We start from the raw sequence: 25,969 nt of genomic DNA on the forward strand, positions 1-25,969 counted from the left end.
GTCAGCTCCGGTTCGAGGGGGTGACGGGCACGTCGTCGGGCAGCAGCTCCGCGAACTCCTCGAGGATCTGCTTGCCGCCCTTCTCCTCCCACTCCCGCAGCGCGGCCGTGAAGGCGTCCATCGTGGCGCGGCCCTGGATCACCTCGTCGCGGACCTCGTCCAGGCGGGTCTTGATCTTCGTGCCCAGGCGGGAGTTCGTGGGCGAGTACAGACCCTTGATCGGGCTCTTCTGCGCGAGCGGCAGCAGCTCCTGCTCGATCTCGTAGATGTAGCGGGAGTCGTCGGGGATCGGGTTGTAGATGACGCCCTCGCCCGCGGCCATGATCTGCAAGGCGCTCTGCAGGCCGGGGACATTCTGCGACCCCTCGTCCGTCAACACGTAGTTGCCGTCCTCGACGGTGTACTCCTTCCCCTCCTCACCCCAGTTGGTCTGCATGTACTCGGTGGTGCCGAAGGGGGCGGAGAGGTAGTCGACGACGCTGAGCAGCTCGCGGATCCGGGCCTCGTCGTCGGTCTTGCGGAAGGGGGTGAAGCCCACCGTGCCGTATCCCATGTCGTAGGTGGGGATGCGGCCGTCGACCGCCGGGAAGGGGATGAGGACGTCGGCCCGCAGATCCGGATTGTTCAGACGGGTCTCCGCGGCGCCGCGCGGGCCGACGGACACCATCGCGGCCAGAGTCCCGTTGGCCAGCAGCTGCGGCGCCTCGGCCAGGTTCAGGTCCGGGTAGAACGCGCCGGCCGCGAACAGCTCACGGGCGAACTCGAGCGCCTCCAGGTACTCCTCCGTCTGCTGGGCGGCGGTGAGGCTGCGATCCTCCTCGACCCGGTAGCCGTTGGGGACCCCGAACCACTCGCCGATCATGTGGAAGGCATTGGGCAGGAACGGCTCGAGCGCCCAGCGCTTGCCGGGTATCGACAGCTCCTGGCACTTCTCCAGGAACTGGGCGGCGCTGTCCGCCGCGAAGCCGTCCACCTCCTCCCACACGTCAGGGTTGCCGACGTAGACCTGGCCGAAGGGGGTCGAGGGGATCGGCGCGCCCCAGATCCGCCCGTTGACCACGGCGGTGCGCCAGGAGTCCTCGCGCAGCGCGGCGAGGTTCGGGTACTCGAGCACCGCGTCGCCGGCGAGATGCTCGGTGAGGTCGGTGAAGGCGGCCTCGAGCATCGGCCCGATGTTGGGGATGCCCTGGTTCGGCGGCACCCACATGAGATCGGGGAGATTGCCCGAGGCGAGGGTGGTGGCGAACTTCGAGGGGTAGTCGTCCACGACCACGTTGAGGTCGAACGTCCCGCCGAGCGCCGAGTTCAGCCGCTGCCAGAAGGGGTTGCGGTCCATCGGAGGAGGCGGGGTCTGGAAGGTCTGCGTCAGGCCCGTGATCGTGCCGGAGGTGATGGGCCTGCTCGACGTCGTCGTGATGAGGCGCTCGGGCACTGTCAGGTACACGTCGTGGAGACCGTCGGCGTTGCCTGGCAGGTCGGGGGCGAGTCCTTCCAGCGGCTGGTAGGTCGGGAGAGTGACGTCCGGGACGTCGGGGATCTCCGGCTCGGGGCGGGGACCGCACGACGAGGCTCCGGCTCCGAGCGCGAGGGCTCCGGCGGCGGCGAGGACGTGGCGGCGTCGGGGTTCGCGGCGCATGGCTGCCTTTCTGTCGAGCACGATCGCTCAGCCCTTGACGGCGCCGGTGATGACGCCCTTGGAGAAGTACTTCTGGAGGAAGGGGTAGACCAGCAGGATCGGCACCAGCGCGACCACGACGACGGCCATCTTGATCGACTGCGGCGCGGCGGTCTGCTGCACGCCCAGCTGGTCCGCGGTCATCGAGGTGCCCTGGATGACGTAGCTGCGCAGGATCAGCTGGATGGGCCACAGCTCCTGGTCGTTGACGTAGAGCATCGCGTTGAAGAACGCGTTCCAGTACGCCACCGCGTAGAACAGCCCGATCACGGCGATCACCGCCTTCGACAGCGGGATCACGATCTGCCAGAGGATCCGGAAGTCGCTCGCGCCGTCGATGCGGGCCGCCTCCAGCAGCTCCTGGGGAAGGGCCATGAAGAACGAGCGCATCACGATGAAGTTGAAGGCCGCGAACGCCGTGGGCAGGATCAGGGACCAGAGGCTGTCCAGCATGTTCAGCTCTTTGATCATGAGGTACAGCGGGATGAGGCCCGGGGAGAAGAACATCGTCAGCACGATCGCGAGCAGCATCGGCTTGCCGAGCAGGACGGGACGGCTGAGGGCGTACGCCATCGTGATGGTCACGAACAGCGCGATGAGCGTGCCCACGGCGGTCACCAGCACGCTCACGCCGAGCGAGCGGAAGATCAGGGGGCTGGCGAAGATCGTGCGATACGCCTCGAATGACGGCTCGGTCGGGAAGAGCACGTAGCCGCCGGCCTCTCGGATCTCGGCGTCCGAGGCGAGCGAGGTGGAGACCACCACGAGCATCGGCACCAGGATCGAGATCGAGATCGCGAGGATCACGAGCGTCTTGAGCACCGACAGGGCGGGGGAGGGTTCCTCCATCCAGACGGGCCGCTCCGAGCGCCCGCCGATCAGGGTCCAGAGGCGCCGGTGGATCGCGCGCTCGTCGAGCCGCCCGGGCCGCACGGCGGTGTCAGGGCGAGATGCGGTGGTCGTGCTCATCGGCTGCTCCCTCGGTAGATGCCGTCCTCGCCCAGCAGGTGGGCGATCTTGTTGGAGGCGAGGATGAGGATCGTCCCCACGACTCCCTTGGCCAGGCCCGCGGCGGCGCCCATCGACCAGCTGCCGTCGATCACGCCCGCGTAGTAGCTGTACGTATCCAGCACTTCGGCGGCATCGGGGCCGACGGCATCGCGCTGCAGGATGAACTGCTCGAAGCCGACGGTGAGGATCGAGCCCAGCTGCAGGATCAGCAGCAGCACGATGACCGGCCGCATGCCCGGCAGGGTGATGTGCCAGATGCGCTGCAGGCGGCCCGCGCCGTCGGACGCCGCCGATTCGTACAGCGAGGCCGGGATCGAGGCGAGGGCGGCGAGGAAGATGATCATGCCCCAGCCGGCGTCCTTCCAGATCACCTGCAGCGTCACCAGCAGCGGGAAGGTGCTCGGGTTGGTCATGAAGGGGATCGTGTCCATGCCGTGGGAGGCGAGGAACTGGTTGATGAAGCCGGCGCCGCCCAGCATCTGCTGGAAGAGCGCGATCACGAGCACCCAGGACAGGAAGTGGGGCAGGTACACGATCGACTGGAAGACCTTGCGGAATCTCGGGGTCATCATCGAGTCGACGATCAGTGCGAGGACGATCGGGACCGGGAAGAACAGCGCCAGCTGCACGGCTGCGAGCACGAGGGTGTTCCGCAGGGCGATCAGGAACTGCTCGTCGCCGAAGAGGTCGATGAAGTTCCAGAGCCCGACCCACTCCGCCTCCGGGATGGTGATGAAGGGGTAGTACTCCTGGAAGGCGATGACGTTGCCGAGGATGGGGACGTAGAAGAACAGCAGCAGGCAGAGTGCGCCGGGGATCATCAGCACGAGCATCTGCCAGTCCTTGCGCAGGCGGCTGCGGAAGGTGGCCCGTGATCTCCGGGGCGCGGGAGTCGAGGTGCGGCTGGGCTTCACCGCCTGCGAGGGCGGCGCGGGGGACTGCGCTGTCGACGTGGTCACGAGATTGGTCCTCTCGGTCATGCCCCGGGCGGGGCCGCTCACGCCCTGGAGGCCTCGGCGCCTTGACAGGGTGCGGTCGAGGGTAAATGCTTTCACGACGCTTGTAAATCGATTCGACACGGTGTCGCCCGGACCTCGTCCGACGGTCGACCGTCAGAGGATGATGTGACGGTGCCCGCTGTGCCTCTCAGTGAAAGTTGTTCTCTCCATGGCTGACCTCAAGATCGGCGTCATCGGCTTCGGCGCCCGCTCCTCCCTCGCCTCCCACGCCCACCACCCGGGAGAGGGCTCTCGCGTCACCGTCGTCGCCGACCCCTCGCAGCGCGGTCGCGACCTGGCCCGCGAACGCTTCGGGGCGGACGTCGCGACCGTGGGGTCGGTCGACGAGCTCCTGGCCGGGCACGAGGTCGACGCGGTCATGATCCTCGCGCCCGACTTCGCTCACGCAGGGATCGCGCTGCAGACCCTCGACGCCGGGATTCCGACCTTCTGCGAGAAGCCGATGGCGATCTCCGTCGAGGACGCCGACGCGATGCTCGCGCTCGCGAAGGAGAAGCGGGCGCGGCTCTACATCGGCCACAACATGCGCCACATGCCGATGGTGCGGCAGATGAAGGCGATCGTGGACTCGGGCCGGATCGGCCGGGTCCGCGCGATCTGGTGCCGCCACTTCGTGGGCACCGGCGGCGACTTCTACTTCAAGGACTGGCACGCCGAGCGGGAGAAGGCGATGAGCCTGCTGCTGCAGAAGGGCGCCCACGACATCGACGTGATCCACTGGCTCGCCGGCGGCTACACCCGCCGCGTCTCCGGGATCGGGGACCTGGCCGTCTACGGCGACATCACCGACCGTCGCGACAACTCCGACCGCGGCATGTGGGACTGGTTCGACGCGGACATCTGGCCGCCCACCGCGCAGAAGGAGCTCAATCCCGTCGTCGACGTCGAGGACATCTCGATGCTGCAGATGACGCTGGACAACGGGGTGCTCGCCTCTTACCAGCAGTGCCACTTCACCCCCGACTACTGGCGGAACTACACCGTCATCGGGGACGCCGGGCGGATCGAGAACATGGGCGACGGCTCCGGCGACCAGATCCACATCTGGACCTCCCGCCGCTCCGGCCCCGGGCGCCCCAGCGCCGTCGAGGTCATCGCCCGGGCCGAGGGCGGCCACGGCGGCGCGGACCCCAGCCTCGTCGCCGAGTTCCTGCGCTTCGCCCGCGAGGGCGGCCGCACCGACGTCTCCGTCGTCGCCGCGCGCGAGGCCGTCGCCACCGGGGTGCGCGGCGCGGAGTCGATCCGCTCCGGCGGCGTGCCGCTCGAGGTCCCCGCCGTCCCCGACGAGGTCCGGGAGTACTTCGACGCCGGCCAGGCCTGACCCTGTTCAGACCCTCATCCCGCAGGCGGCGAGCGCCTCGGCGACGTCGGCGCTCGCGGCCGCCCCGGCATGCAGCGGCCAGGCCGCCGCGACGTACCCGTCCGGCCGCACCAGGTACAGCCGGTCCCCGCGCAGCTCCTGCTGCGGCTCCGCGGGGAAGGCGAACGGCCCCGCCACCGCCTCCGGCACGCTCGGCCGCGCGGCAGGCACGTCGGCCCCGTAGGTGTGCAGCTGCCAGCGCAGCTCCCGCAGCGCCTCCCGGTTGTGCGCGGTGGGCGGGAGGCGTCGGCCGACGGCGCGATCCCGTGCCCACCGCGGCAGCGGTGCTCCGTCCGGCACTGGGTGGTAGTGGATGCGGTACTGGCCCAGCCAGCCGCCGAGGCGCCGGCCGGCGGGGGAGGCGAGCAGGCGCGGGAGGACCACGCCCAGCAGGTCACGGGCGCGGCGCCGGGCGAGGGCGGTGCCCGGGCCGGGCCGGGCGATGACCCCGAAGGCGCGGTCCACGATCCGCACCAGCGTCAGCGCGACCGGCCGCCGCTCGGCCTCGTAGCGGTCGATCTGCGCAGGCTCCCGCAGTCCGGCGGCGATGTCGGCGAGCAGGTTCGCGAGGTGGTGGGCGTCCTGCAGTCCCGTGTTCATGCCCTGCCCGCCCACGGGGGAGTGGACGTGCGCGGCATCGCCTGCCAGCAGCACCGGCCCCTGGCGGAAGCGGGCGGCCACGCGGTGATGGACCCGGTAGGCGGAGAACCAGTCCACGCGCTCGTAGCGGATCCCGAGATCCTCGCGCGCCCCTGCGAGCGCCTCCTCCTGGTCCGGCTCGGCGCCGCCGTGCAGCCAGATCAGCCGCCCGTGGCCGTCCGGGCCCAGCGGGAAGAGGATCGCGAAGCGACGTCGGCCGAAGCGCGCGGTGAGCGCCTCCGGCTCGAGCCCCGCCACCCCGTGCAGGTCCGCGACGCAGAACGTCGCCTCGTCCGTGACGCCCGCGAAGGGCAGGCCCAGCAGGTGGCGCACGGGCGAGCTCGCCCCGTCGGCCCCGATCAGCCACCGCGCCCGCACCGTCACCGGGCCGTCCGGGTCCTCGAGGTGCGCCTCGACCCCCTCGTCGGCCGACGGGTCCGCGGCGAAGTCCACGAGAGCGCATCCGTAACGGACCGGCGCGCCGTCGGCGGCGAGGGCGTCGGCGAGCAGCCGCTCGGTGCGGCTCTGCTCGAAGATCCGCGCCCCCGGGAACGGGGTGTCGCCGCGCTGGGCCGACGCGAAGTCCGCCCCGACAGCGGGCCCGTCCTCGCGGACCCGGATCCGCCCCGCCAGCTGCGCCGCGGCGAGCACCGGCGCGGCGAGGCCCAGCTGGTCGAGGATCTCCATGGAACGGGCCTGGACCACGATCGCCCGGGACTCCCGCGTGGGCCCGGACTTCCCGTCCACGACCAGGACCGAGAGCCCGCGGCGGTGCGCGACGAGCCCGGCCATGAGCCCCGTCGGCCCGGCGCCGACGACCAGCAGATCGGTGGTGAGCACTGCGGCGTCCATGGTGGCCTCGTCTCGATGCGGGAGCGGTCCTCACCACGGTAGACCCGTCCGACCGCCCTGTCCCGGCCCGCGCCGACGTGTACGGTGCACACGCGCTCCGCCCGGAGCCCGTGCCGTCGAAGGAGCCCGCATGATGTCCGCCCCCACCACCCGCCGCGCCCTGCCCGCCGACCTGCCCGAGGCCTGGGCGGGAGCCGCGACCTGGACGGGCGTCGCAGGCGGTGTGCAGCCCTGGCGTGTCGAGCCCGCGCAGCTCGAGCGGATCGTCTCCCCGGCGGTCGAGGAGCTCGCCCGGATCCCCAACGGGGTGCGCCTGGCGGTCGAGACCGATGCGTCCCGCCTCGAGCTCGCGCTGACCACCGAGGACTCCCACAAGGACGCCGCCCGGCGGGTGGATCTCGTCGTCGACGGGAAGCACGTCGCGAGCGTGGAGGCGGCCAGTCGCACGGAGCTGGACCTGGACCTGCCGGGCAGCCGTGCCCGGGTGGAGCTGTGGCTCCCGCACACCGCCCCGACCGTGCTGCACCAGGCGCTGCTGCACGAGGCGAGCGTGCTCGTCCCGGCCCCGCCGCGCGGCCCGCGCTGGACCGTGCACGGCAGCTCCATCACCCAGTGCAACGAGGCCGACAGCCCCCTGGGCACCTGGCCCGCGCTGGTCGCGGCACAGAACGACTACGAGCTCACGGCGCTGGGCATGTCCGGGCAGTGCCACCTGGACCCGCCGCTGGCCGAGACCGTCGGCCGCTCACGGCCGGATCTGGTCACCCTCTGCCTCGGCGCGAACATCTACGGCGCGGCCACCTTCACCGAGCGCAGCCTGCTCCCGGCGATGATCGGCTTCGTCGACCACGTGCGGCGCCTGACCCCGGCGCCGATCGTGCTCATGAGCACCATCACCTCGGGCCCGCACCGCGAGGACGTCCCCAACGCCGCCGGGCTCACCCAGCGCCGCCTCCGGGAGCTCCTCCACCACGGCGCGGAGCTGTTGCGCCGCGAGGACCCGCTGATCACCCTGATCGACGGCTCCGAGATCATCGCCGCGCAGGAGATGCACCTGCTCGGCGACCTCCTCCACCCCACCCCCGAGGGCTACCGGGTGATGGCCGAGCGCCTCGCACCGAGGCTGGCGCGGGCGCTCGCCGATGCGTCGGACACTTCCCCCGGCGCGGCGTGAGGCCTCACCCCTTCTGCCGCCCCGTGAACCGCGGCTCGCGCTTGTTGATCACGTGGAGCCGCTCGCGGCGGCGCACCACCTGGGCGCCGGGGCGGGCGGCGAGGGAGCGCAGGGAGCTGCGGACCTTCATCGTGCGCTCTGCCCGTACCGGCGGCGGAAGCGCTCCACACGGCCCGCGGTGTCCAGCACCTTGGACTGCCCGGTGTAGAAGGGATGCGAGGCGGAGGAGACCTCCACGTCGATCACGGGATACTCCTGCCCGTCCGTCCAGGTGAGAGTGCGCTCCGAGGTGGCGGTCGAACGGGTGAGGAAGGAGAAGTCGGCGCTCGCGTCGCGGAAGACGACGGGCCGGTAGTCGGGATGGATGGACTGCTTCATGGGATGTCCTCCTGGACGGATCGGGATGTGTGCGGTCGTGGTGCCGGCGAGCAGCGGCTCACCAGCTGGACCTCGTGATGCCGGGCAGCTCGCCGCGATGGGCCGCGGCGCGGAAGCGCACCCGGGAGAGCCCGACGGCGCGCAGGAATCCGCGGGGCCGGCCGTCGATCGCATCGCGGTTGCGCAGCCTCGTCGGGCTCGCATCGCGCGGCAGTCGCTGCAGCGCCCGTCGCGCGAGCACCTTCTCTTCGGTCGTCGCGCGAGGGGCCTCGAGCGCGCGCTTGAGTGCGGCGCGCTGCTCGGCGTACCGGGCCACGGTCTCGCGGCGTCGGCGGTCGGCGGCGATCTTCGAGGTCTTCGCCATCAGCGCTCCTCGCGGAACTCGACGACCTCGCGCACGCGCGGATCGAACTTCCGCGTCACGAGCCGGTCGGGGGTGTTCCGACGGCTCTTGGTGGTCATGTAGGTGAATCCGGTGCCGGCGGAGGAGCGCATCTTCACGATGCCTCGTACGTCGTTCTTCCTGGCCATGGGCTGTTTCCTCTCAGATCTACTCGCCGCGGGCGCGGATCTCGGCGACGACCGCGTCGATGCCGCGGCGGTCGATGGTGCGCAGCGGGGGACCGCTCCGGTGGCTTGACAGCGCTGGGATATGGGCAGCGATACTAGTAATGAGAATGATTATCGTCAAGCTGGAAGAGCAGGACCCATGCCCGAGAACCGCTCCCCGATGCCTACGCCCCATGAACACCTCCGCGGGGCCGGGGATTCCCGCCCTGTCGCCGTCGTCACGGCGCTCGACGAGGTGCTGCGCGATGCCCTGGTGGCGAGCCTCCTGCTGGATGAGGAGGGACTGCTCGCCCTGCGCTACGAGGTCGCGGAGGATTCCTCCGCCCTGCGCCGGATCGTCGTCTCCGCAGGCGGCGTCCTCGAGGACGAGCTGGTCGACCTCGCCCATCCCTGCGTCTCCTGCGCCATGCGCGAGGATGCCGTGCCGACCCTCGCCCGCCTCGCCGGCTGTCCCGAGACGTGCGGCCTGCTGCTCGCCCCGCCGCTGAGCGCCGACCCCTCCGTCGTGGTGGGGACCCTGCGCAGTCACGAGTCCGGCTGGCAACTCGCCTCCGCCGTCGCCGCGGCCCCGGCGGACTGCGCCGCGGAGGACCTCCTGGGCGATGACACCCTCGCCGAGCGCGGCCTGCGCTGGGCCGACGGGGACGCCCGCTCCGTCGGCGAGGCGCTCGCCGCGCAGCTGGAGTACTCCGACCTGCTCGTGCTCGCCGGCGAGCCGGACGGCGCCGGGGCCGAGCTCGTCGAGCATCTGCGCGCCCCCGAGCAGCGCGTGGCCCGCGACCCCTTCACCCTCACCGCCCGCGAGGTGCTCGGCGGCCGACACGACCAGAGCGCCGCGCTGCGCCGCCGCGACGCGCGCTGCGTCGAGCCCTACGGCGGGCCGACCGAACACGGCACCTGGACCCTCGACCTGCACTCGCAGCGTCCCTTCCATCCCGAGCGGCTGCTGGGGAACATCGAGGCGCTCGGCGGGGGACGGCTGCGGGGTCGCGGGCGCTTCTGGGTCCCGGACCGTCCCGACACGATCTGCCAGTGGGACGGCGCGGGCGGGCAGGTCTCGATCGGCGCCGTGTGGCGGGCGGGCCGCGAGCTGCCCACCACGCACCTGGTCGTGACCGGCCAGGATCGCGCCGACATGCCGCGGGTGCGGGACGCCTTCGGCCGCAGCCTGCTCACCGAGGCCGAATGGGCCGAGGGGCTCGCGCCCTGGCTCGGCGCCGAGGATCCGCTCGCCCCCTGGCTCGGCGCCCGCGACGCCCGGGTCTGAGCGGATGGCGCGGCGGATCAGGCGGTGGCGGGCAGGGCCGGGTCGGTCAGGCCCCGCCGCACGAAGGAGCGGTGGGAGGTGATCACCAGGGTCAGCAGCGCCCCGACGCTCACCAGCGCGATCACGACGTGCAGGGCGAGGCTCCCGCTCGCGTCCCAGGCCGTGTGCAGCACGACCGCGCCGAGCAGCGAGCCCGCCACGGCCAGCGTCCCGAGCGCCTTGTGCGAGGTCTCCAGCAGGAACCACAGCGCCGCGCACACCGTCCCGGTCCAGGCCACGTGCCCGGCGGGGACCAGGACGCCGCGCAGCACGAGCGTCGCGTCCAGCGCCCCGAGCCCCCCGCCCCTGGACAGCAGCGCACCGAAGCCGTAGCCCATCGTCTCCAGCACCGCGAAGCCCGTGCCGGAGGCGATGCCGATCACCAGACCGCCGCCGCGCGTGAGGCGATGCGCGAGCGCGAGCACGATCAGCGGCACCACCAGCTTCGTGCTCTCCTCGATCACGCCGACCAGTAGGATCGAGGCCCGGCCCAGCAGGGCCCCGGCGATCCGCTCCTCGAGCCCGGCCGCGCAGATCGCGAACAGTCCGCTCGCCGCCGCCGTGACCAGCACGATCCGCGAGGGGACCAAGGGCCCGCTGCGGGTGCTCTGGGCGAGCAGCAGCACCGTCACCGGGATCGTCGCCGCGCCCACCAGCAGCACTGTGGGCAGCATGATCGGGTTCCCGGTGAGCACCATGATCACGAAGGTCGCGATGTAGGCCAGCAGTCCGCAGAGCAGCACCAGCAGCCAGGACAGTCGCAGGTGCCAGGGATAGGGGTGCTGTGCGGTCATCGCCCGCTCCTTCATCCGGCGGGCTCGCTCTCGCTCGCCCGAGGTGAGGCGTCGTCATCGCGGCGGCGTCGAGGTCAGTATGCGCCCGTGCGGCGGCGGTGTCCCCGTCTTCCCCGTCACAGGATGCGCCGACGGGCCCGGCCCGGGGTGATGCCCCGGGACGGGCCCGTCGATCGGTGGTCCGCTCCTCGCCGAGTCGTCGGCGGGTGCGCTCAGGCGCCCGCGCCGACCAGGGTGCGGCCGGTCCGCTCGCCCTCGCGCTCGGCGCGGGCGAGGTGCGCGGCGGAGGACAGGTCCACCTCGATGACGGGGTAGATGTTCCCGTCCTCCCAGGTGGTCGAGTGCTCCGAGGTGCGGGTGGAGCGGGAGAGATAGCGCAGCCCGGCGCTCTGGTCGCGGAAGACGACGAGATGGGGCTGAGGTCGCTGGGTGCGGTGTCGGTGGTCGGTCATGGTGATTCTCCTTCGTCGTCGGCACGCGGCCGACGTGATGTCGTGTGCCCGGCGGGGTGCCGGGAGGGTGCGCGCAGAGCTCCGGCTCCACAGGGCGGAGCGGTGCAGAGGGTCCCGCGCCGTCAGGGCTGTCGATGCCGCTGCGGCGGGCGGGGTGCTCGCGGCGCCGGCTGGGGCGGGCTGCTCGCGCTGCGCACTGTGCGAGGTCCGTGACGCCGCCGTCGTGGCGGAGTCGGACCGGGAGGTCGCACATCCGACGTCGGCTGGGGCCGTCGTCCGGTGCACTGCACGCTACCCGGGGTCCAACCGTCCCGTCCACCGGTTTATTCCCGACCTTCGTCACCTCGGCTCGAGGAGGTGCTCGTCAACGTCGAGACCCGTGAACGGCGTGCGGCTGCGTCGGCCTGCATCTATGACGTTCTGTGGTGGCCGGTTTCCTGGTGCGCCCGCCTCCGTCTACTCTTGCCGCCGAAGGGTAACTTATGTCGGGCATAAGCATGAATTGGGTGGCGGTATGGGGCCGCCCGGGAGGAGGGCGGATGCGGTACGCGTCCAGAAGGCTGCTCCACGGAGCGATCGTGGTGTGGGCCGCGTACACCGTGACTTGGCTGCTGCTCTACCTGCTGCCGAGCGATCCGGTCTCGCTCATGCTGGTGGGATCCGGGAACTCCTCCGGGCAGACCCGCGCGGCGCTGGAGGAGAAGTACGGCCTCGACCGGCCCCCGCTGCTGCAGTACCTGACGCTGCTGGGCCGGGCGCTGCTCGGCGACTTCGGCGACTCGATCGAGTACGGACGGCCGGTGCTCGACGTGGTCCTCGGCGCCGTGCCCTACACGATCCAGCTCGGGGTGGCCGCCGTCGCGGTGAGCATCGTGGTCGGCTTCGGGCTGGCACTCCTCGCCAATGCGACCCGGGCCGCCTGGCTGCGGAACATCCTGTTCTCCCTGCCCTCCGCGTTCCTGTCCTTCCCGGTCTTCCTCACCGGGCTGCTGCTGGTGCAGATCTTCGCCTTCTCGCTCCACCTGCTGCCGGCCGTCGGCACGAGCGGATGGCAGAGCCTGGTGCTGCCCGCCCTGACCTCCGGAGTCCCCGCGAGCGCGGCGATCGCCCAGGTGGCGACCAAGTCGATCCACGAGTACCTCGACTCCCCGCAGTCCTCCTACCTGCGTGCCCGAGGCGTGACCCGCCGCCGGATCCTGATCGCCCACGCGCTGCGCAACGCGGTGATCCCGGCCGTGACCATTCTCGGCATGCAGGTGGGGGGGCATCCTCGCCGGTGCCGTCATCACCGAGACCGTCTTCTCCCGCCAGGGCCTGGGGAGGGTGCTCCAGAACGGTGTGCTCAGCCAGGACATCCCGCTGGTGCAGGGCGTCGTGGTGCTCTCCGCGGTGCTGTTCGTCCTCACGAGCTTCCTGGTGGATCTCGTCTATCCGCTGCTCGACCCGCGCATCAGGAGGGTGTGACCATGACCGAGGGGACCGTTGCCGCGCCGCGAGCGCACGGCCCGCATCCGCTCCCGGGAGGAGCCGCGCGCACCGTCGAGCAGACCGGCGCCGCCTGGGCCTCCCACCCCGTCGACGGCGCCTATCTCGACGAGTGCGCCTACCGTCCCGGTGCCCGCCCTCCGGTGGCCGAGGACGGCGCGGGGTCGCCCGACCGGTCCGTCCTCCGCGCCCTCTTCCGTCGGCGGCACCGCGCCTCGCGGCAGGGAGGACAGCTCTCGCGCGAGCTGCGCCAGCCCACCCTCCTCCTCGCCGTGCTCCTGCTGGGAGCCGTGATCCTCGCGGCGTTCCTGCCCGGCCTGTTCGCGGGCCAGGATCCCTACGCCACCGACGTGACCGACAAGTTCGCCGCCCCCAGCGCGCAGCACCTCTTCGGCACCGACGGACTCGGCCGGGACCAGTTCTCCCGCTTCGTGCACGGGACGGCCAACACCCTGATCGCCTCGCTCGTCGCCGTGCTCATCGGCTTCTCCGCGAGCTCCGTGCTCGGCGTGCTCGCCGGCTACTTCCGCGGCGTCCTGGACGAGACGGTCTCCCGCTTCGTCGACGTGTTCCTCGCGGTGCCCGGCATGCTGATCTCCCTGCTGATCGTCACCGCGCTGGGCTTCGGCACGGTCGAGATCGCGATCGCGGTGGGGGTCGGCTCCATCGCCGGCTTCACGAGGATCCTGCGCGCGGAGGTGCTCCGGGTGCGGGAGGCGGACTTCGTCACCGCCGCGACGGTGAACGGCCTGCCCTGGTACAGGACCCTGTCCCGGCACGTGCTGCCTCATGCGCTGGGTCCGATCATCGCGCTGATCCCGCTGCAGTTCGGCGAGGCCGTGCTGCTGATCTCCTCGCTCAGCTTCCTGGGCTTCGGGGTGCAGCCGCCGGAGCCCGAGTGGGGCGTGATCGTGGCCGACGGCCGCACCTACCTCTCCACGGCGCCGTGGCTCGCGCTCATCCCCGGCGTGCTCATCGCGCTGGTGGTGCTCTCGGCCAACCGGGTCAGCAAGTTCGTCGAAAGGGCACTGTGACCATGAACGGCACCCCCGTCCTCGAGGTCGACGCGCTCCGCGTCGACTACCTGCCCGCCCCGGGCCGTCTCGGAGCGGAGCCCGTGCACGCCGTGCAGGACGTCGGCTTCACGCTGCACCCCGCCGAACGGCTCGCGATCATCGGCGAGTCCGGATCGGGCAAGTCCACCCTCGTCCAGACGCTGCTCGGGGTCCTGCCGCCGAACGCCCGGGTCCACGCGCGCCGGGTCGTCGTCGACGGGGTGGTCACCCAGGAGGGCGCCGAGGGGATCGACGAGAACGCCTGGAACCGGCTGCGCCGGGGCAGGATCGCCTACATCCCGCAGGATCCGAACATCGCACTGAATCCCGTGATGCGCATCGGCCGGCAGATCGCCGAGGGCATCCGGTACGCCGAGCCGCAGGTCGAGAGGGTCGACCGCGAGAAGCGGGCTATCGAGCTGCTGGAGCAGGTGGGGATCGAGGACGCGCAGCGGGTGCACGACGCGCATCCGCACCAGCTCTCCGGCGGTCAGCGCCAGCGCGTGCTCATCGCGATCGCGCTGATCGGCAGCCCCCGCGTGATCGTCGCCGACGAGCCGACCAGCGGCCTGGACGTCGAGGTGCAGAAGCGCGTGCTGGACCTCCTCGACGAGATCGTGGACACCTCGCAGGTGGCGATCGTGCTGGTCACGCACGATCTCGCCGTCGCCGCGCACCGCAGTGACCGGGTCCTGGTGCTCGGCGGCGGCAGGATCCTCGAACAGGGGTCCACCTCCCGTGTCGTCCTCGATCCGCGCGCCGCCTACACCCGGCGCCTGCTGGACGCCGTGCCGCGGCCCGGCCGCCTGCGACGGCGGGAGGCGCGCGACGAGGCACCGCCCCACGTGCGGGTCGAGGGACTGACCAGGACCTATCGCCTGCGCGATCGGGGACGGGGCCGCCTCGAGGTGCACGCCGCCCGGGACGTCGGCTTCACCATCGGGCGCGGGCGGACCTACGGGCTGGTGGGCCGCTCGGGATCGGGGAAGTCCACGATCGCCCGCGTGCTCGCGGGCATCGACCGGTCCGGCTCCGGGCAGGTGCTGATCGGGGAGCGCTCGCTCGTCGGCGGGACACGCGCCGAGCGCCGCGCGGCCGCCCGCGCCGTCCAGTACGTCTTCCAGAACCCCTACGGCTCGCTCGACCCGCGCCAGGACGTCCGGCGGATCCTCGCCGAGCCTCTCGAGGGGCTCGGGATCCCCGCGAGGAGCGAGGAGTCGCAGCGGCGGGTCCGCGAGGCCCTCGACGCGGTCGCCCTGCCCGCAGGGCACCTCGAGCGACGCCCCACGGAGCTGTCCGGCGGTCAGCGCCAGCGGGTCGCGATCGCCCGCGGGATCGTCGCCCGTCCCGAGCTGCTCGTCCTGGACGAGCCGGTCTCGGCCCTCGACGTCTCCGTGCAGGCGCAGGTGATCGAGCTGCTCGTGCAGCTCCAGCGGGAGCTCGGCACGACCTATCTGTTCATCTCCCACGACCTCGCCGTGATCAGCCAGATCGCCGACACCGTCGGCGTGCTCCACCACGGCGTCCTGGTCGAGGAGGGAGCCCCGGGCGCGCTGCTGGAGAACCCTCGCGAGGAGAGCACCCGACGCCTCGTCGACGCCGTTCCACCGCCTCTGCCCGTCCCGTCACCCCTGCCCGCCGCAGCCGGCGGCTGACCCCGTGCCCCTCTACCCGATACCGGAAGAGCTGATCATGAACACCTCCCTCCCTGCCCTCTCCGCCCGTCCCCTCACCCGCCGTCAAGTCGGCGGACTCGGCGCCAGCGTGCTCGGCGCGCTCGGCCTGGCAGCCTGCTCCAGCGGCACCGCCGCGCCGGGCGTCGAGATCTCCGAGGCCGATCGCGTCGACGGCGGCGAGCTGACGATCTACCACGCCAACATCACGGTGCTGGATCCTCGGCAGAACCACGGCATCGTGGGCCGGGCGCTCGCCGACTCGCTCGTGGACGCGGACCCGGACACCGGCGAGATCCTGCCCTGGCTCGCGAGCGGATGGGAGGTCGACGAGGCCGGGCTGACGTACACCTTCACGCTGCGCGAAGGGATCACGTTCTCCGACGGGACGGCGCTGGACGCCGCCGCGGTCAAGACCAACCTGGACCAGTCCGCCCAGCAGGTCGAGGACGGCGAGGGCTGGTACTACCAGGGACTGTTCGACGACTACGTCGGCACCGAGGCGACCGGCGAGCTCGAGGTCGTGGTGACCTTCTCCCGGCCCAACCCCTCCTTCCTCCCCACCCTCGCCACCGGCCAGCTCGCGATCCTGGCCCCGTCCTCCTTCGACCTGAGCTACGAGCAGCGCGACAATGGCGAGTTCATCGGCTCGGGGTCCTTCGTGCTCGAGTCCTACACCCCCAACGAGGGGATCGTCCTGACGCGACGCGAGGACTACGCCTGGCCCTCCGGGGCGGCCACCCACGAGGGCGCCCCGAGCATCGAGAGGGTCTCGATCTCCTTCGTGGACGAGCAGAGCGTGCGCGAGAGCGCCCTGCAGGCCGGCGAGGCGGACCTCGCCCAGAACCCCACCACGCAGGTCGCCGACCAGCTCGAGGCCGAGGGCAACGGGCTGATCTTCCGCGCGCAGTCCGGGATCCCCTACAGCCTGGTGCTGAACCTGACGGATCCGGCGCTGCAGGACATCGCCGTACGGCGGGCGCTGAGCCGGGCGATCGACCGCCAGGCGATCTTCGAGGGCGTCACCGGGGCGCGCCAGCCCGCCTCCACCAGCGTGCTCACCCCGAGCACCACCGGATATGCGGACGTCTCCCAGCACCTGGTCCACGACCTCGACGAGGCGAACACCCTCCTCGACGAGGCCGGCTGGACCGCCGGGGACGACGGGATCCGCGTGAAGGACGGGCAGCGCCTCACCTTCGAGCTGATCCTGTGGTGGGAGCCGCAGGAGGTCTCAGATGCGCTGCAGCTGCTCAAGGAGCAGGTCGCCGAGGCCGGCATCGAGATCACCGTGCGCGAGGACATCGGCGGCGCCGGCGGGAGCTGGCGCGACGGGAAGAGCCAGCTGCACCTGAACAACGCCACGCGCGCCGCCGGGGAGCTCGCCCTGTACTCGCAGTACACCAACGACAACTTCGAGTCCGCGAGCCTCATCGAGGGCGTCGACTTCGGGCGTCCCCTCGACGAGTTCACGGAGTCCGGCGGCCTCAGCGACCTCGTCACCGCGCAGATCACCGAGCCCGACGAGGAGGTGCGGGCGCAGCTGCTCGCCGAGGCGCAGGAGATCATCGTGCGCGATGCGATCCGGATCCCCCTGTTCGACAACATCAACTCAGAGTCCGGCTTCTTCGCCGCGGCGCCGACGGTGCACGGCCTGCGCAGCAGCACCCTCTCCGAGCTGGTCCTCCACGACATCTGGAAGGAGGAGGTGTGAGCGCGCGGGAGTGATCAGGAGCCGTCGCCCACCTCGACAGTGCGCAGCTCGTCGCTCGCTCCGCGGTAGAGCCACAGATGCAGGTGGCGGCGAGTCGGATGACGGCGCCGGTGGGGTCGACGATCCGCAGGCCCCGGCCCGCCCCGCCTGGTGAGGACGGGGGAGTCCCTGGCGTGGGGCGTACCGACAGGGCACCTCACGGGCCGTGCCGCGCGGTCGGTCCCGGCCTATCGTGACGCCATGGACAACAGAGCCGAGGTCCGCGAGTTCCTCATGTCGCGCCGTGCGAAGGTCACCCCGCAGGAGGCGGGGCTTCCCGCCTCCGGGACCCGTCGTGTGCCCGGGCTGCGCCGCAGCGAGGTCGCGGAGCTCGCCGGGGTCAGCGTCGAGTATTACGCCAAGCTCGAGCGCGGTGCGATCGCCGGTGCCTCGGCCGCCGTGCTCGACGCCCTGGCCACCGCCCTGCGGATGGACGAGACGGAGCGCCGCCACCTGCTCGACCTCGCGCGCGCGGCCGACGGGATCCCGACCTCGGGCCGCGCCCGCCGGCCCCGCACCCGCGGCGTCGAGCCGGTGCGCGAGAGCACCCGCTGGGCGATGGAGGCGTTGACCGGGGCGATCGCCTTCGTGCGCGACCAGCATCAGAACATGGTCGCGGTCAACGAGCTGGGCCGCGCCTTCTACTCGCCGCTGCTCGGCGAGGAGGGCGCGGGCGGGCGGGTCCCGAACCTCGCCCGCTTCCAGTTCCTGGATCCCGCCTCGCGCGACTTCTACCCGGACTGGGAGCTGTTCGCCGAGATGTGCGTGGGGATCATGCGCGCCGAGGCCGGGCGCGACCCTCACGACCCGGTGATGCAGGAGCTCGTGGGTGAGCTGTCCACCTGCTCGCCCACCTTCCGCCGGCTGTGGGGCGCCCATGACGTGCGGACCCACGGCTCGGGCACCAAGCGCTTCGTCCACCCCGTGGTGGGGGAGGTGGAGCTCGCCTACGAGGAGATGGCGCTGACCGCCGAGCCTGGCCGGGTCATGCTCGTCTACACCGCCGAGCCCGGCTCGAGGAGCCAGGAGCGGCTGCGGATGCTCGCCAGCTGGGCGGCCTCGGAGCGCGCCGAGCGCGAGGTGGAGCACGAGGCCGAGCGGCCCTGAGCTCGAGGCTCCGAGCCGATCGGTCGGAACCCTGTGCGCGGCGGCGTCCGGGGCATAGCGTCGAAGCTCCAGAGGACGACGGACGACGACGGACGACGGAGGAACGATGACGACGAGCTCGAGCGACCTCACCCAGCAGGACGTCGTGGAGCGGCTCCGCGCGGCGAGCTGGGTCATGCTCACCACCGCGCTTCCGGACGGCACCCTGCTCTCCCACCCGATGACGCCCCAGGGCGTCGACGAGGACGCGGAGGTCTGGTTCTTCGTCGGCCTGCACGGCGACCAGGCTGACGCGCTGCGCGGCGATCCGCACGTGAACCTCTCCATCGCGGAGGCCGGCACCTGGCTGTCGGTCGCCGGACGCGCCCGCTTCGTCGAGGATCGCGCGAAGGTCGAGCAGCTCTGGACCGACCAGGCCGAGGCCTGGTTCCCCGCCGGCAAGGACGATCCGGACCTCGGCCTGCTGCAGGTCAGCAGCGACTCCGCGCAGTACTGGGGCACGCCCGGAGGCGCTGCGGTGCGCCTCGCCCGGATCGTGCGGGCGAAGGCCACGGGAGAGCGGCCGCCCGGGGGCACCGCGACCACCGAGCTGTGAGCACGACGGGGCGGGCCGCAAGGTTGCGGCCCGCCCCGTCCATGGCGCTCGGCATGCTCGACGGTGTGCACTTCGACGGTGTGCACTTCGGCCGCGCCCGACGGTGTGCGTCCGACTCGGCGTCGACGCTGCGAGCCGGGCTCAGGCACGAACGGCCACGGGGCGCGCCGCCCTTCGGTGACTGGCGGGTATCCAGTGTGGGGTGTCGGAATACAGCTCGATTCCGACAGCTGACACTGGATACCTTTCGGTCACCGAACATCCTGCTGAGCCGGGCTGAGCTGGGGGCGGGGATGAGCAGGGCTGAGCGGGGCTGAGCTGGGGCCGGGCCGGGCCGGGCAGGCTGGGCTGGGCCGGCCGAGCAGTGCTGGGGCGTCGTGGGGCGGCGGTCAGCCCGCGCGGCGCGCGGTGAAGCGGTGCAGCAGCTGCGGTGAGTGCCCTGGAGCGACGCCGTGGGCGCGGTCGAGCGCGAGCAGCTCGGGCAGCGGGTCCGCGCGCACGTCGACGAAGCCCGCCTCCTCCCAGGCGGCGCAGATCCCCTCGACATCGGCGCGCGCGAAGTCGAGATGGGACACGGCTCCCTCGTCGTAGGCCTCGGCGAAGTGCTGCTGCCGATCGGTCGCGGGCCCCGGTCCCGTCGCGGAGGCGTCCGCCTCCGGTGCGAACCACTGCCCGTCGACCGCGACGAGCACCCCGCCCGGGCGCAGCAGCTCGTGCCAGCGGCGCAGCGCGGCAGGGGCATCGCGCAGGGTCCACAGCAGGTAGCGCGAGACGACCGCGTCGAAGCTCCTCCGCGCGAACGGCGGATCGACCGCGTCGCCGGTCAGGAAGCGAGGCGGGCGGGGGTGGCCGACGAGCTTCGCCCGGGCCTGCTCGAGCATCCCCTCGGCGAGATCGATGCCGGTGACCTCGTAGCCGTCGGCCGCGAGCAGCAGGGCGACGTTCCCGCTGCCGGTGCCGACGTCGAGCACGGTGCGAGTGCCCTCGGGGAGCGCGTCCCGCCAGGTCCGCGACCAGGTCTCGCGCTCTCCGGGCAGGGCCAGGCGGGCGAGCTGGTGCTCGTCGTACTCGGCGGCCCAGCGGGTCCAGTAGCGGTTCCAGGCCTGCTGGTCCACGTCGGCGGTGCGGGTCATCGAGGCGTCTCCTGGGGATCGGGGGCGTCGGGGGCGTCGGGGGCGTCGAGGGCTTCGAGGGCGTCGGGGGCGCCGTGGGCGTCCCGGCCGCGGAAGAGGAACTGGACGGTGCCGTCGGCGGCGATCGCGCGCTCGGCGGCGACCGCGTAGGTGGCGCCGATGAGGCCCTGCTCGAGGGCGTCGGCCGGCGGACCCTCGGCCCGGATCCGCCCGTCCTCGAGCACGAGCACCCGGTCGCAGTAGCGGGCGGCGAGGTTCAGATCGTGCAGCACCACCACCGTCGCGAGGCGCCGCGCCCGCACGATCTCGAGCACATGGTGCTGGGAGCCGATGTCGAGATGGTTGGTCGGCTCGTCCATGAGCAGCACGCGAGGCTGCTGGGCGAGGGCGCGCGCGATGAGCACCCGCTGCTTCTCCCCGCCGGAGAGCAGCCCGAACTCGCGCCGTGCCAGGTGCAGGGCACCGGCCGCCTCGAGTGCCTCGGCCGCGATCTCGAGGTCCTCGTCGCCGGTCCCGCCGAAGGCGCCCGAGTGCGGGACCCTCCCCAGCAGCACCACGTCGGCGACGCTCAGCGGGACCTCGCCGGTCATCTCCTGCGCCATCACCGCGATCGACCGGGCCCGCTCGCGTCCCGTGAGCGCGGCGAGGTCGCGGCCGTCCAGCAGCACCTGCCCGGCGTCGGGCACCAGCGCCCGGTGCAGGATCCGCAGCGCGGTCGTCTTCCCGCTCCCGTTCGGGCCGACGAGCCCCAGCACCTCGCCCCGGGTCACGGAGAGGCCCACCCCGGCGAGCACCTCGCGACCGCCGAAGGCGTGGCGGAGCCCGCGGGCCTCGAGCGCGGGCGCGGCTGCGGGCACAGGTGCGACGGCGTCGACGCCGGTCATCCCTCGAGCTCCCGCAGCCACTGGTGGATCCGCTCCAGACCGTCGACCACGAGCGGCGAGGCGGGCTCGGCGAAGTTGAACAGCAGCGGCAGCACGGCCTGCTCCTGCACGGCGCGCAGGCTCGCGAGCTGGTCCTGGCTGATCATCTCCTCGACCACGGAGGTGCCGTCGTCGGCGCCGTCGGTGGACTGGTGCAGCACGATCAGCACGTCGGGATCCGCGGCCAGCAGCGGCTCGGCGCTGATCTCGAAGACCCGCTCGGCCGTGCCTGCAAGGACGTTCTCGATGCCCAGGGCGTCCAGCTGCGCGGTGACCATGCTCGCCGCGCTGTAGGTGTACAGCGGCCCGCCGCCCACGGAGGGGTAGAGCACCGCTGCGGTCGCGGTCCCGAGCTCCTCCGCCGCGCCGGTCACGGCCTCGACCCGCTCCCTCAGCGAGGCGGTGAGGGTCTGCGCCTGCTCGCCGCGGTCGAAGATCCGCCCGCAGGTCGCGATCTGCTCGTAGAGGGTCTCGAAGCTCGAGCGGTGGTGGTCGGAGGCGCAGTAGACGTTCTGCACGACCACCTGCGCGCCGGCGTCGGCCAGCGCCTCGCGGGTCACCCCGTCGGGCAGTCCGAAGACGATGTCGGGCTGCTGGGCGATGACCAGCTCCTGGGAGATCTGCAGGTGGCCGGAGGCGTCGATGTCCTCGGACAGCGCAGGGATCTCCTCGATCCGTGCGGCGAGGTCCTCGTCGTAGCAGCCGGGCGGGAAGGCGCCCGCGCGGGAGACCACCCGGTCCAGCACCCGGATGCCGTCCAGCGTGGTCACCGGCGCGGACTCGAGCAGCACGACGCGCTCGGGCGGGGCGTCGAAGCGCAGCCTCGCCTCGCAGTTCGCGATCTCGAGCGGGAAGCCGTCCGCACCGTCGCCCGTGCCGCCACCGTCGCCGGCGTCCGAGGCACCGCCCGTCCCTCGGCCTGCGCTGCATGCGCTGGTGAGGCCGACGACCCCAGCGAGGCCGGCGAGCATCGTGCGACGGCGCACGGCGGCGCGCTGCGAGGGGAACGGGGGCATGCTGTCCTCCTTCTGGGGACGAGGATTCGGGGGCGCGGACGGGAGCGTCGGGGGAGCGGGCGCGGAGCAGCGGATCAGCGCTGCCGGGCATGGAGCCGGCGCACCAGGATCAGCAGGAAAGGGGCGCCGATCGCGGCGGTCAGCACCCCGATCGGCAGCTCGCGCGGCTGCATCACCACCCGCGCGACGGCATCGGCCCACAGCAGGAACAGGCCGCCGAGCATCGCCGAGGCCGGGACGAGCACCCGATGCCGGGCGCCGACGAGGCGGCGCGCGAGGTGCGGGATCACCAGGCCCACGAAGCCGATCGCGCCCGCACCGGCGACCGCGGCCGCGGTGCACAGCGAGACGATCAGCAGGAAGCCCGCCCGCGCCCGATCAGGGTGGATGCCGAGGCCGTGCGCGATCTCGTCCCCGGCGCTGAGCGCATCCAGCACGCGGGCCCCGCCCAGCAGCACGAGCGTGCCCGCGACGCCCGCGGCCAGCGCCACCCACAGGAACGCGTTCCAGCGGGCCAGGGAGAGCGAGCCGAGCATCCAGAACATCACCGAGCGCGAGCCCTCGGCCGAGTCGGAGGAGAAGATCAGCAGGTTCGTCAGGGCCGTGAGCGCATAGCCGACGGCGACGCCCGAGAGCAGCAGCCGCAGCGAGGTGACCCGGCCGCCGGCCCGCGCGATGAGGAACACCAGCAGCGCCGCCGCGAGCGCGCCGAGGAAGGCCAGCACGGACTGCGCGCAGTCCCCGAGCGCAGCGCCGACGCCGAAGAGGATCGCGGCGGCCGCGCCGGTGGAGGCGCCGCCGGAGACGCCGAGGATGTACGGGTCGGCGAGCATGTTGCGCACCATCGCCTGCAGGGCCGCGCCGGACAGCGCGAGGCAGGCGCCGACGGCCGCACCCATCAGCACGCGCGGGACCCGCACGTCCCACACGATCGAGTCGATCGCCGGCGTGCTCGCGCGGCCGATGGGCAGGCCGACGTGCTGGGCGATGACCTGCACCGTCGTGGAGGCGGGGATCGGCACCGGCCCGATGCCGACGCACAGCACGATGCTCAGGCCGCTCGCGACGGCGAGCAGGCCGAGCAGCAGGGCGGAGCGGCGTGCGCGAGCTCGCACGCCGAGCGGGTCCGCTCCCCTCGGGGAGAGCGTGGCGGCGTGGGCGGATGCGGCGTGGACCGGCGCGCTCATCGCCGGCGCCCCGGGAGGGCGCGGAGGCGAGGCGACGGGACCTGAGGGGACATTTGCACGACTCTACAAGTATCGGGCCCGTCGTCGGCAGGGCGGTGCCGCGGGTTGTCCGCCGCGGCGTCAGCCTTCGGGGTGGTGCACCTCGTCGAGATGCTCGGAGCCCAGCTCGTGCAGCAGGTCGTGGGCGAATCCGCTCGCGAGCTCGTAGCGCACCACCCGGCCGACGCGCACGGCATGCACCCACCCCGCCTCTCGCAGGAGCGCGAGCGCATGGGACGTGGTCGACTCGTGCGCGCCGATCGCCCGGGCGAGGTCCGAGCTGCGGATGCCGGGATGGGCATGGAGGCAGAAGAGGATCCGCAGCCGTCGCTCGTCGGCGAGCAGCGCCATCCGCTCGGCGAGCTCGGGGAAGTCGTCCACGTCCGCGAGGAGGTCGCGGAGCTGCTCGACCAGCTGGTCGTCGTCGGGGACCTCCGCGGCGGATCGCACGTGCGCAGGGCGGGCGGGGCTCATGCCGGCCACGGTACCGGCCCGGGCGCGACGACTCGGAGGAAGGGGTGGGTCGCTCCCGACGCGGCACGTACTGTCGTAGTGACCAGAGATCGAAGTCCGGTCACTACAGGGAGGACGCCCGTGCCGCGACCCCGCATCCCCGATCGCCGACGGTGCATCCTCGCGGCCGCCCGCGAGCTCGCCCAGAAGCACTTCGCGCCCTGCTGAGCCCTGTCCGGCACGCCCGCAGCCGGCTCGAGGGAGGCCCCGGCGGGTGCCGCGCCGACGCCCATCGCGCATGGTCTGCCCCCTACACTGTCGTCGACGACCGCGCTCTGTCCCCGATCCTCTGCGAGGTGCTGCGATGGTCGACCTCCTGTGGGGCATCGGAGGGATGGCAGGACTCCTGCTCATCGCCTTCGCCCTCTCCAGCAACCGCCGGGCGATCCGCGTGCGCACCGTCGTGGGCGCCTTCGCGCTCCAGCTCGTGCTGGGGGTGATCGTCCTGTACTGGGGCCCCGGCCGCTGGGCGCTGGAGAAGGTGAGCGCCGGCTTCCAGGCCGTCATCGACACCTCCTCGGAGGGCATCTCCTTCCTCTTCGGCGGGCTGCTGCCGGCCGAGGGCGAGGGGACGATCTTCGCGCTGCAGGTGCTGCCGGTGATCGTCTTCTTCGCCTCGCTCACCGCCGTGCTCTACCACTGGCGGATCCTGCCGAAGATCGTGCAGTGGCTGGGCGGCGGGCTCGGGAAGCTGCTCGGCACGAGCTACGCCGAGTCCGTGAACACCGCCGCGAACATCTTCGTGGGTCAGACCGAGGCGCCGCTGGTCATCCGTCCCTACATCAGCAGCCTCTCCCGCTCGGGACTGTTCGCGGTGATGGTCGGCGGGCTCTCCACCGTCGCGGGCTCCGTGCTGGTGGGCTACTCGCTGCTGGGCGCGCCGCTCGAGTACCTCATCGCGGCGAGCTTCATGGCCGCTCCCGGTGCGCTCCTCATGGCGAAGATCCTGATGCCCGAGGACGATCCGGAGGCCGTGGCCCGAGAGGCGGAGCTCGTCGTCGCGTCCAGCCACGCCAAGGGCGGTGCCGCGACCCACCCGGCGGGCGCGAGCGCCTCGGCCGACGCCGACGCGGCGGTCGACGGCGCTGCCGCGACCGATGGGGCCGCCGGCGACGTCCCGGAGGGTGACGGGGACGCACCGGCCGACCGCAAGCGCAGAGGACGCAGAGGACAGGACGAATCGGACTCCCTGTCCTACAGCAACGTCATCGATGCCGCCGCCGGCGGTGCGGCCGACGGCCTGAAGCTCGCCCTGAACGTCGGCGCGATGCTGCTGGCCTTCATCTCCCTGATCGCGCTGATCAACCTGCTGATAGGCACCGTCGGCGGCTGGTTCGGGGCCGGTGACCTCACCTTCCAGCAGATCCTGGGCTGGGTGTTCGCACCGGTCATGGCGATGATCGGGGTGCCGTGGGAGGAGGCCGCCGCCTCGGGCAGCTTCGTGGGGCAGAAGATCGTGGTCAACGAGTTCGTCGCCTTCGCCGGCTTCGGCCCGGAGATCGACACCTTCAGCCCCAAGACGGCCGCGATCACGAGCTTCGCCCTGACCGGCTTCGCGAACCTCTCGTCGCTGGGAATCCTGCTGGGCGGCCTCGGCGGCATCGCCCCCGACCGCCGCTCGGAGATCGCCCAGCTCGGCCTGAAGGCGATCCTCGCGGGAACCCTCGCGAACCTCATGAGCGCCACGATCGCCGGGATCATGCTCGGCTGATCGCCCCGGGAGGCTGTGCCGGGCCCATGCCGAGCCGGCGCCGGGCCCATGCCGAGCCGGTGCCGGGCCCATGCCGAGACCGGTCGGCCGGAGCGGACGGATGGCCTGCATCGTGCCGAGGACGGGAGAGGTGATGGCCCGCTGCGGGGTCGCGCAGGGTGCGCCCAGCAGCCCGCTGAGCAAGACGCCGACAGTTCGTGCCGAACGGCCTGCACAGCGATGTGGCCGAGGCCACCTCGGAAAGGGTCGTTCTGGCTTGACGGGGCGTTCGGGGGTGCGTAATGTTCTTCCTCGTGCCCAGGAGATCGGGACAGCGGATCGGCCGGTGGTCGAGGAAGCGGTTCTGGTCCTGACCTGGGGCGGAAGGTTCTCGGAAGAGGATCGCGGCGCGGATCACACCGCAGCGATTTGACTCGGGGGAGCGGAAGTCCTAAGTTAGACGGGTTGCCTCAGGGCGAAGAGCTTGAAAAGGTTCGGAACGCTGAGTGCGCGTGTTGCTTGATATCTCAATAGCGTGTCTGTTTATCGATGCCATTATTTTGAATGGCA

General features: G+C 72.1%; 24 protein-coding genes and 2 pseudogenes. 11 read left to right on the forward strand and 15 right to left on the reverse strand.

The window, feature by feature from the left end:
- Position 1: 1 nt before the first annotated feature.
- The 3 genes from D1648_RS03040 to D1648_RS03050 are packed head-to-tail and all read right to left on the reverse strand — an operon-like array spanning position 2 to position 3,645.
- Positions 2-1,636 (reverse strand): extracellular solute-binding protein, encoded by a 1,635-nt coding sequence (locus D1648_RS03040; protein WP_122939328.1) that lies wholly within the window; start codon positions 1,634-1,636, stop codon positions 2-4.
- 27 nt (positions 1,637-1,663) lie between these two features.
- The gene (locus tag D1648_RS03045) at positions 1,664-2,644 is read right to left on the reverse strand and encodes a carbohydrate ABC transporter permease (RefSeq protein ID WP_122939329.1); all 981 of its coding nucleotides are present in this window, start codon (positions 2,642-2,644) and stop codon (positions 1,664-1,666) included.
- Positions 2,641-3,645: an ABC transporter permease gene (locus D1648_RS03050; protein WP_370239751.1), complete on the reverse strand. Its 1,005-nt coding sequence runs from the start codon at positions 3,643-3,645 to the stop codon at positions 2,641-2,643. Before D1648_RS03050 ends, D1648_RS03045 begins: the two co-directional genes overlap by 4 nt.
- Positions 3,646-3,853: 208 nt before the next feature.
- On the opposite strand from D1648_RS03050, the gene D1648_RS03055 reads away from it, so the two are divergent.
- A complete protein-coding gene (locus D1648_RS03055) occupies positions 3,854-5,026 on the forward strand; it encodes a Gfo/Idh/MocA family protein (protein WP_122939331.1) in 1,173 nt (390 codons plus the stop codon).
- A gap of 6 nt (positions 5,027-5,032) precedes the next feature.
- Here the strand turns inward: D1648_RS03055 and D1648_RS03060 are convergent, their stop codons facing one another.
- On the reverse strand, positions 5,033-6,556 hold the full coding sequence (locus D1648_RS03060) for an FAD-dependent monooxygenase (protein ID WP_122939332.1): 1,524 nt from the start codon (positions 6,554-6,556) through the stop codon (positions 5,033-5,035).
- Positions 6,557-6,686: 130 nt separating this feature from the next.
- On the opposite strand from D1648_RS03060, the gene D1648_RS03065 reads away from it, so the two are divergent.
- On the forward strand, positions 6,687-7,730 hold the full coding sequence (locus D1648_RS03065) for a GDSL-type esterase/lipase family protein (RefSeq protein ID WP_164518561.1): 1,044 nt from the start codon (positions 6,687-6,689) through the stop codon (positions 7,728-7,730).
- A 4-nt stretch (positions 7,731-7,734) separates the two neighbouring features.
- Here D1648_RS03065 and D1648_RS03070 read toward each other — a convergent pair whose 3' ends face one another.
- Genes D1648_RS03070 through rpmG form a run of 4 tightly spaced genes read right to left on the reverse strand, consistent with a single transcriptional unit; the run spans position 7,735 to position 8,639 of the window.
- Complete coding sequence (locus tag D1648_RS03070; protein WP_122939334.1) at positions 7,735-7,860, reverse strand: ribosomal protein bL36; 126 nt, start codon at positions 7,858-7,860, stop codon at positions 7,735-7,737.
- Complete coding sequence (locus D1648_RS03075) at positions 7,857-8,108, reverse strand: type B 50S ribosomal protein L31 (RefSeq protein WP_122939335.1); 252 nt, start codon at positions 8,106-8,108, stop codon at positions 7,857-7,859. Before D1648_RS03075 ends, D1648_RS03070 begins: the two co-directional genes overlap by 4 nt.
- Positions 8,109-8,166: 58 nt before the next feature.
- On the reverse strand, positions 8,167-8,472 hold the full coding sequence (gene rpsN / locus D1648_RS03080; protein ID WP_122939336.1) for a 30S ribosomal protein S14: 306 nt from the start codon (positions 8,470-8,472) through the stop codon (positions 8,167-8,169).
- Positions 8,472-8,639, reverse strand: coding sequence for a 50S ribosomal protein L33 (gene rpmG, locus D1648_RS03085; RefSeq protein ID WP_122939337.1), 168 nt, complete (start codon positions 8,637-8,639; stop codon positions 8,472-8,474). The genes rpsN and rpmG overlap by 1 nt, the downstream gene beginning before the upstream one ends.
- Positions 8,640-8,817: 178 nt before the next feature.
- Between rpmG and D1648_RS03090 the strand changes: the two genes are divergently transcribed.
- Entirely contained in the window at positions 8,818-9,945 is a 1,128-nt protein-coding gene (locus D1648_RS03090) for a GTP-binding protein (RefSeq protein WP_241155333.1), read from the forward strand.
- A 17-nt stretch (positions 9,946-9,962) separates the two neighbouring features.
- On the opposite strand, the gene D1648_RS03095 is transcribed toward D1648_RS03090, so the two are convergent.
- Together D1648_RS03095 and D1648_RS03100 are read right to left on the reverse strand one after the other, a co-directional pair.
- Positions 9,963-10,778 (reverse strand): PrsW family intramembrane metalloprotease, encoded by an 816-nt coding sequence (locus tag D1648_RS03095; protein ID WP_164518562.1) that lies wholly within the window; start codon positions 10,776-10,778, stop codon positions 9,963-9,965.
- Positions 10,779-10,990: 212 nt separating this feature from the next.
- Positions 10,991-11,230: a hypothetical protein gene (locus D1648_RS03100; protein WP_122939339.1), complete on the reverse strand. Its 240-nt coding sequence runs from the start codon at positions 11,228-11,230 to the stop codon at positions 10,991-10,993.
- Positions 11,231-11,877: 647 nt separating this feature from the next.
- Between D1648_RS03100 and D1648_RS03105 the strand changes: the two are divergent.
- The 7 genes and pseudogenes from D1648_RS03105 to D1648_RS03130 form a co-directional block, all read left to right on the forward strand.
- Positions 11,878-12,420, forward strand: a pseudogene (locus D1648_RS03105) (ABC transporter permease subunit); the annotation flags it as partial.
- Positions 12,421-12,514: 94 nt separating this feature from the next.
- Entirely contained in the window at positions 12,515-12,694 is a 180-nt protein-coding gene (locus tag D1648_RS18355) for an ABC transporter permease subunit (RefSeq protein WP_305037961.1), read from the forward strand.
- 578 nt (positions 12,695-13,272) lie between these two features.
- Positions 13,273-13,749, forward strand: a pseudogene (locus D1648_RS18475) (ABC transporter permease); the annotation flags it as partial.
- A gap of 2 nt (positions 13,750-13,751) precedes the next feature.
- The gene (locus tag D1648_RS03115; protein WP_122939341.1) at positions 13,752-15,425 is read left to right on the forward strand and encodes an ABC transporter ATP-binding protein; all 1,674 of its coding nucleotides are present in this window, start codon (positions 13,752-13,754) and stop codon (positions 15,423-15,425) included.
- A 37-nt stretch (positions 15,426-15,462) separates the two neighbouring features.
- Positions 15,463-17,157 carry an ABC transporter substrate-binding protein gene (locus D1648_RS03120; RefSeq protein ID WP_122939342.1) on the forward strand — a complete coding sequence of 565 codons (1,695 nt, stop codon included), beginning with the start codon at positions 15,463-15,465 and terminating at the stop codon, positions 17,155-17,157.
- 240 nt (positions 17,158-17,397) lie between these two features.
- Complete coding sequence (locus D1648_RS03125; RefSeq protein WP_122939343.1) at positions 17,398-18,303, forward strand: helix-turn-helix domain-containing protein; 906 nt, start codon at positions 17,398-17,400, stop codon at positions 18,301-18,303.
- A 106-nt stretch (positions 18,304-18,409) separates the two neighbouring features.
- The gene (locus D1648_RS03130; protein WP_122939344.1) at positions 18,410-18,898 is read left to right on the forward strand and encodes a pyridoxamine 5'-phosphate oxidase family protein; all 489 of its coding nucleotides are present in this window, start codon (positions 18,410-18,412) and stop codon (positions 18,896-18,898) included.
- A 389-nt stretch (positions 18,899-19,287) separates the two neighbouring features.
- Here D1648_RS03130 and D1648_RS03135 read toward each other — a convergent pair whose 3' ends face one another.
- The 5 genes from D1648_RS03135 to D1648_RS03155 form a co-directional block, all read right to left on the reverse strand.
- On the reverse strand, positions 19,288-20,031 hold the full coding sequence (locus D1648_RS03135; RefSeq protein WP_122939345.1) for a class I SAM-dependent methyltransferase: 744 nt from the start codon (positions 20,029-20,031) through the stop codon (positions 19,288-19,290).
- Complete coding sequence (locus tag D1648_RS03140; protein ID WP_122939346.1) at positions 20,028-20,915, reverse strand: ABC transporter ATP-binding protein; 888 nt, start codon at positions 20,913-20,915, stop codon at positions 20,028-20,030. Before D1648_RS03140 ends, D1648_RS03135 begins: the two co-directional genes overlap by 4 nt.
- A complete protein-coding gene (locus D1648_RS03145; RefSeq protein ID WP_122939347.1) occupies positions 20,912-21,970 on the reverse strand; it encodes an ABC transporter substrate-binding protein in 1,059 nt (352 codons plus the stop codon). The genes D1648_RS03140 and D1648_RS03145 overlap by 4 nt, the downstream gene beginning before the upstream one ends.
- Before the next feature lie 74 nt (positions 21,971-22,044).
- Positions 22,045-23,157: an iron ABC transporter permease gene (locus D1648_RS03150; protein ID WP_164518563.1), complete on the reverse strand. Its 1,113-nt coding sequence runs from the start codon at positions 23,155-23,157 to the stop codon at positions 22,045-22,047.
- 120 nt (positions 23,158-23,277) lie between these two features.
- Complete coding sequence (locus tag D1648_RS03155) at positions 23,278-23,670, reverse strand: helix-turn-helix transcriptional regulator (protein WP_122939348.1); 393 nt, start codon at positions 23,668-23,670, stop codon at positions 23,278-23,280.
- Positions 23,671-24,013: 343 nt separating this feature from the next.
- Between D1648_RS03155 and D1648_RS03160 the strand changes: the two genes are divergently transcribed.
- Positions 24,014-25,420: a NupC/NupG family nucleoside CNT transporter gene (locus D1648_RS03160; protein WP_122939349.1), complete on the forward strand. Its 1,407-nt coding sequence runs from the start codon at positions 24,014-24,016 to the stop codon at positions 25,418-25,420.
- Positions 25,421-25,969: the final 549 nt, after the last annotated feature.

The sequence above is a fragment of the Brachybacterium sp. EE-P12 genome, from assembly GCF_003711805.1.
GTDB lineage: Bacteria > Actinomycetota > Actinomycetes > Actinomycetales > Dermabacteraceae > Brachybacterium.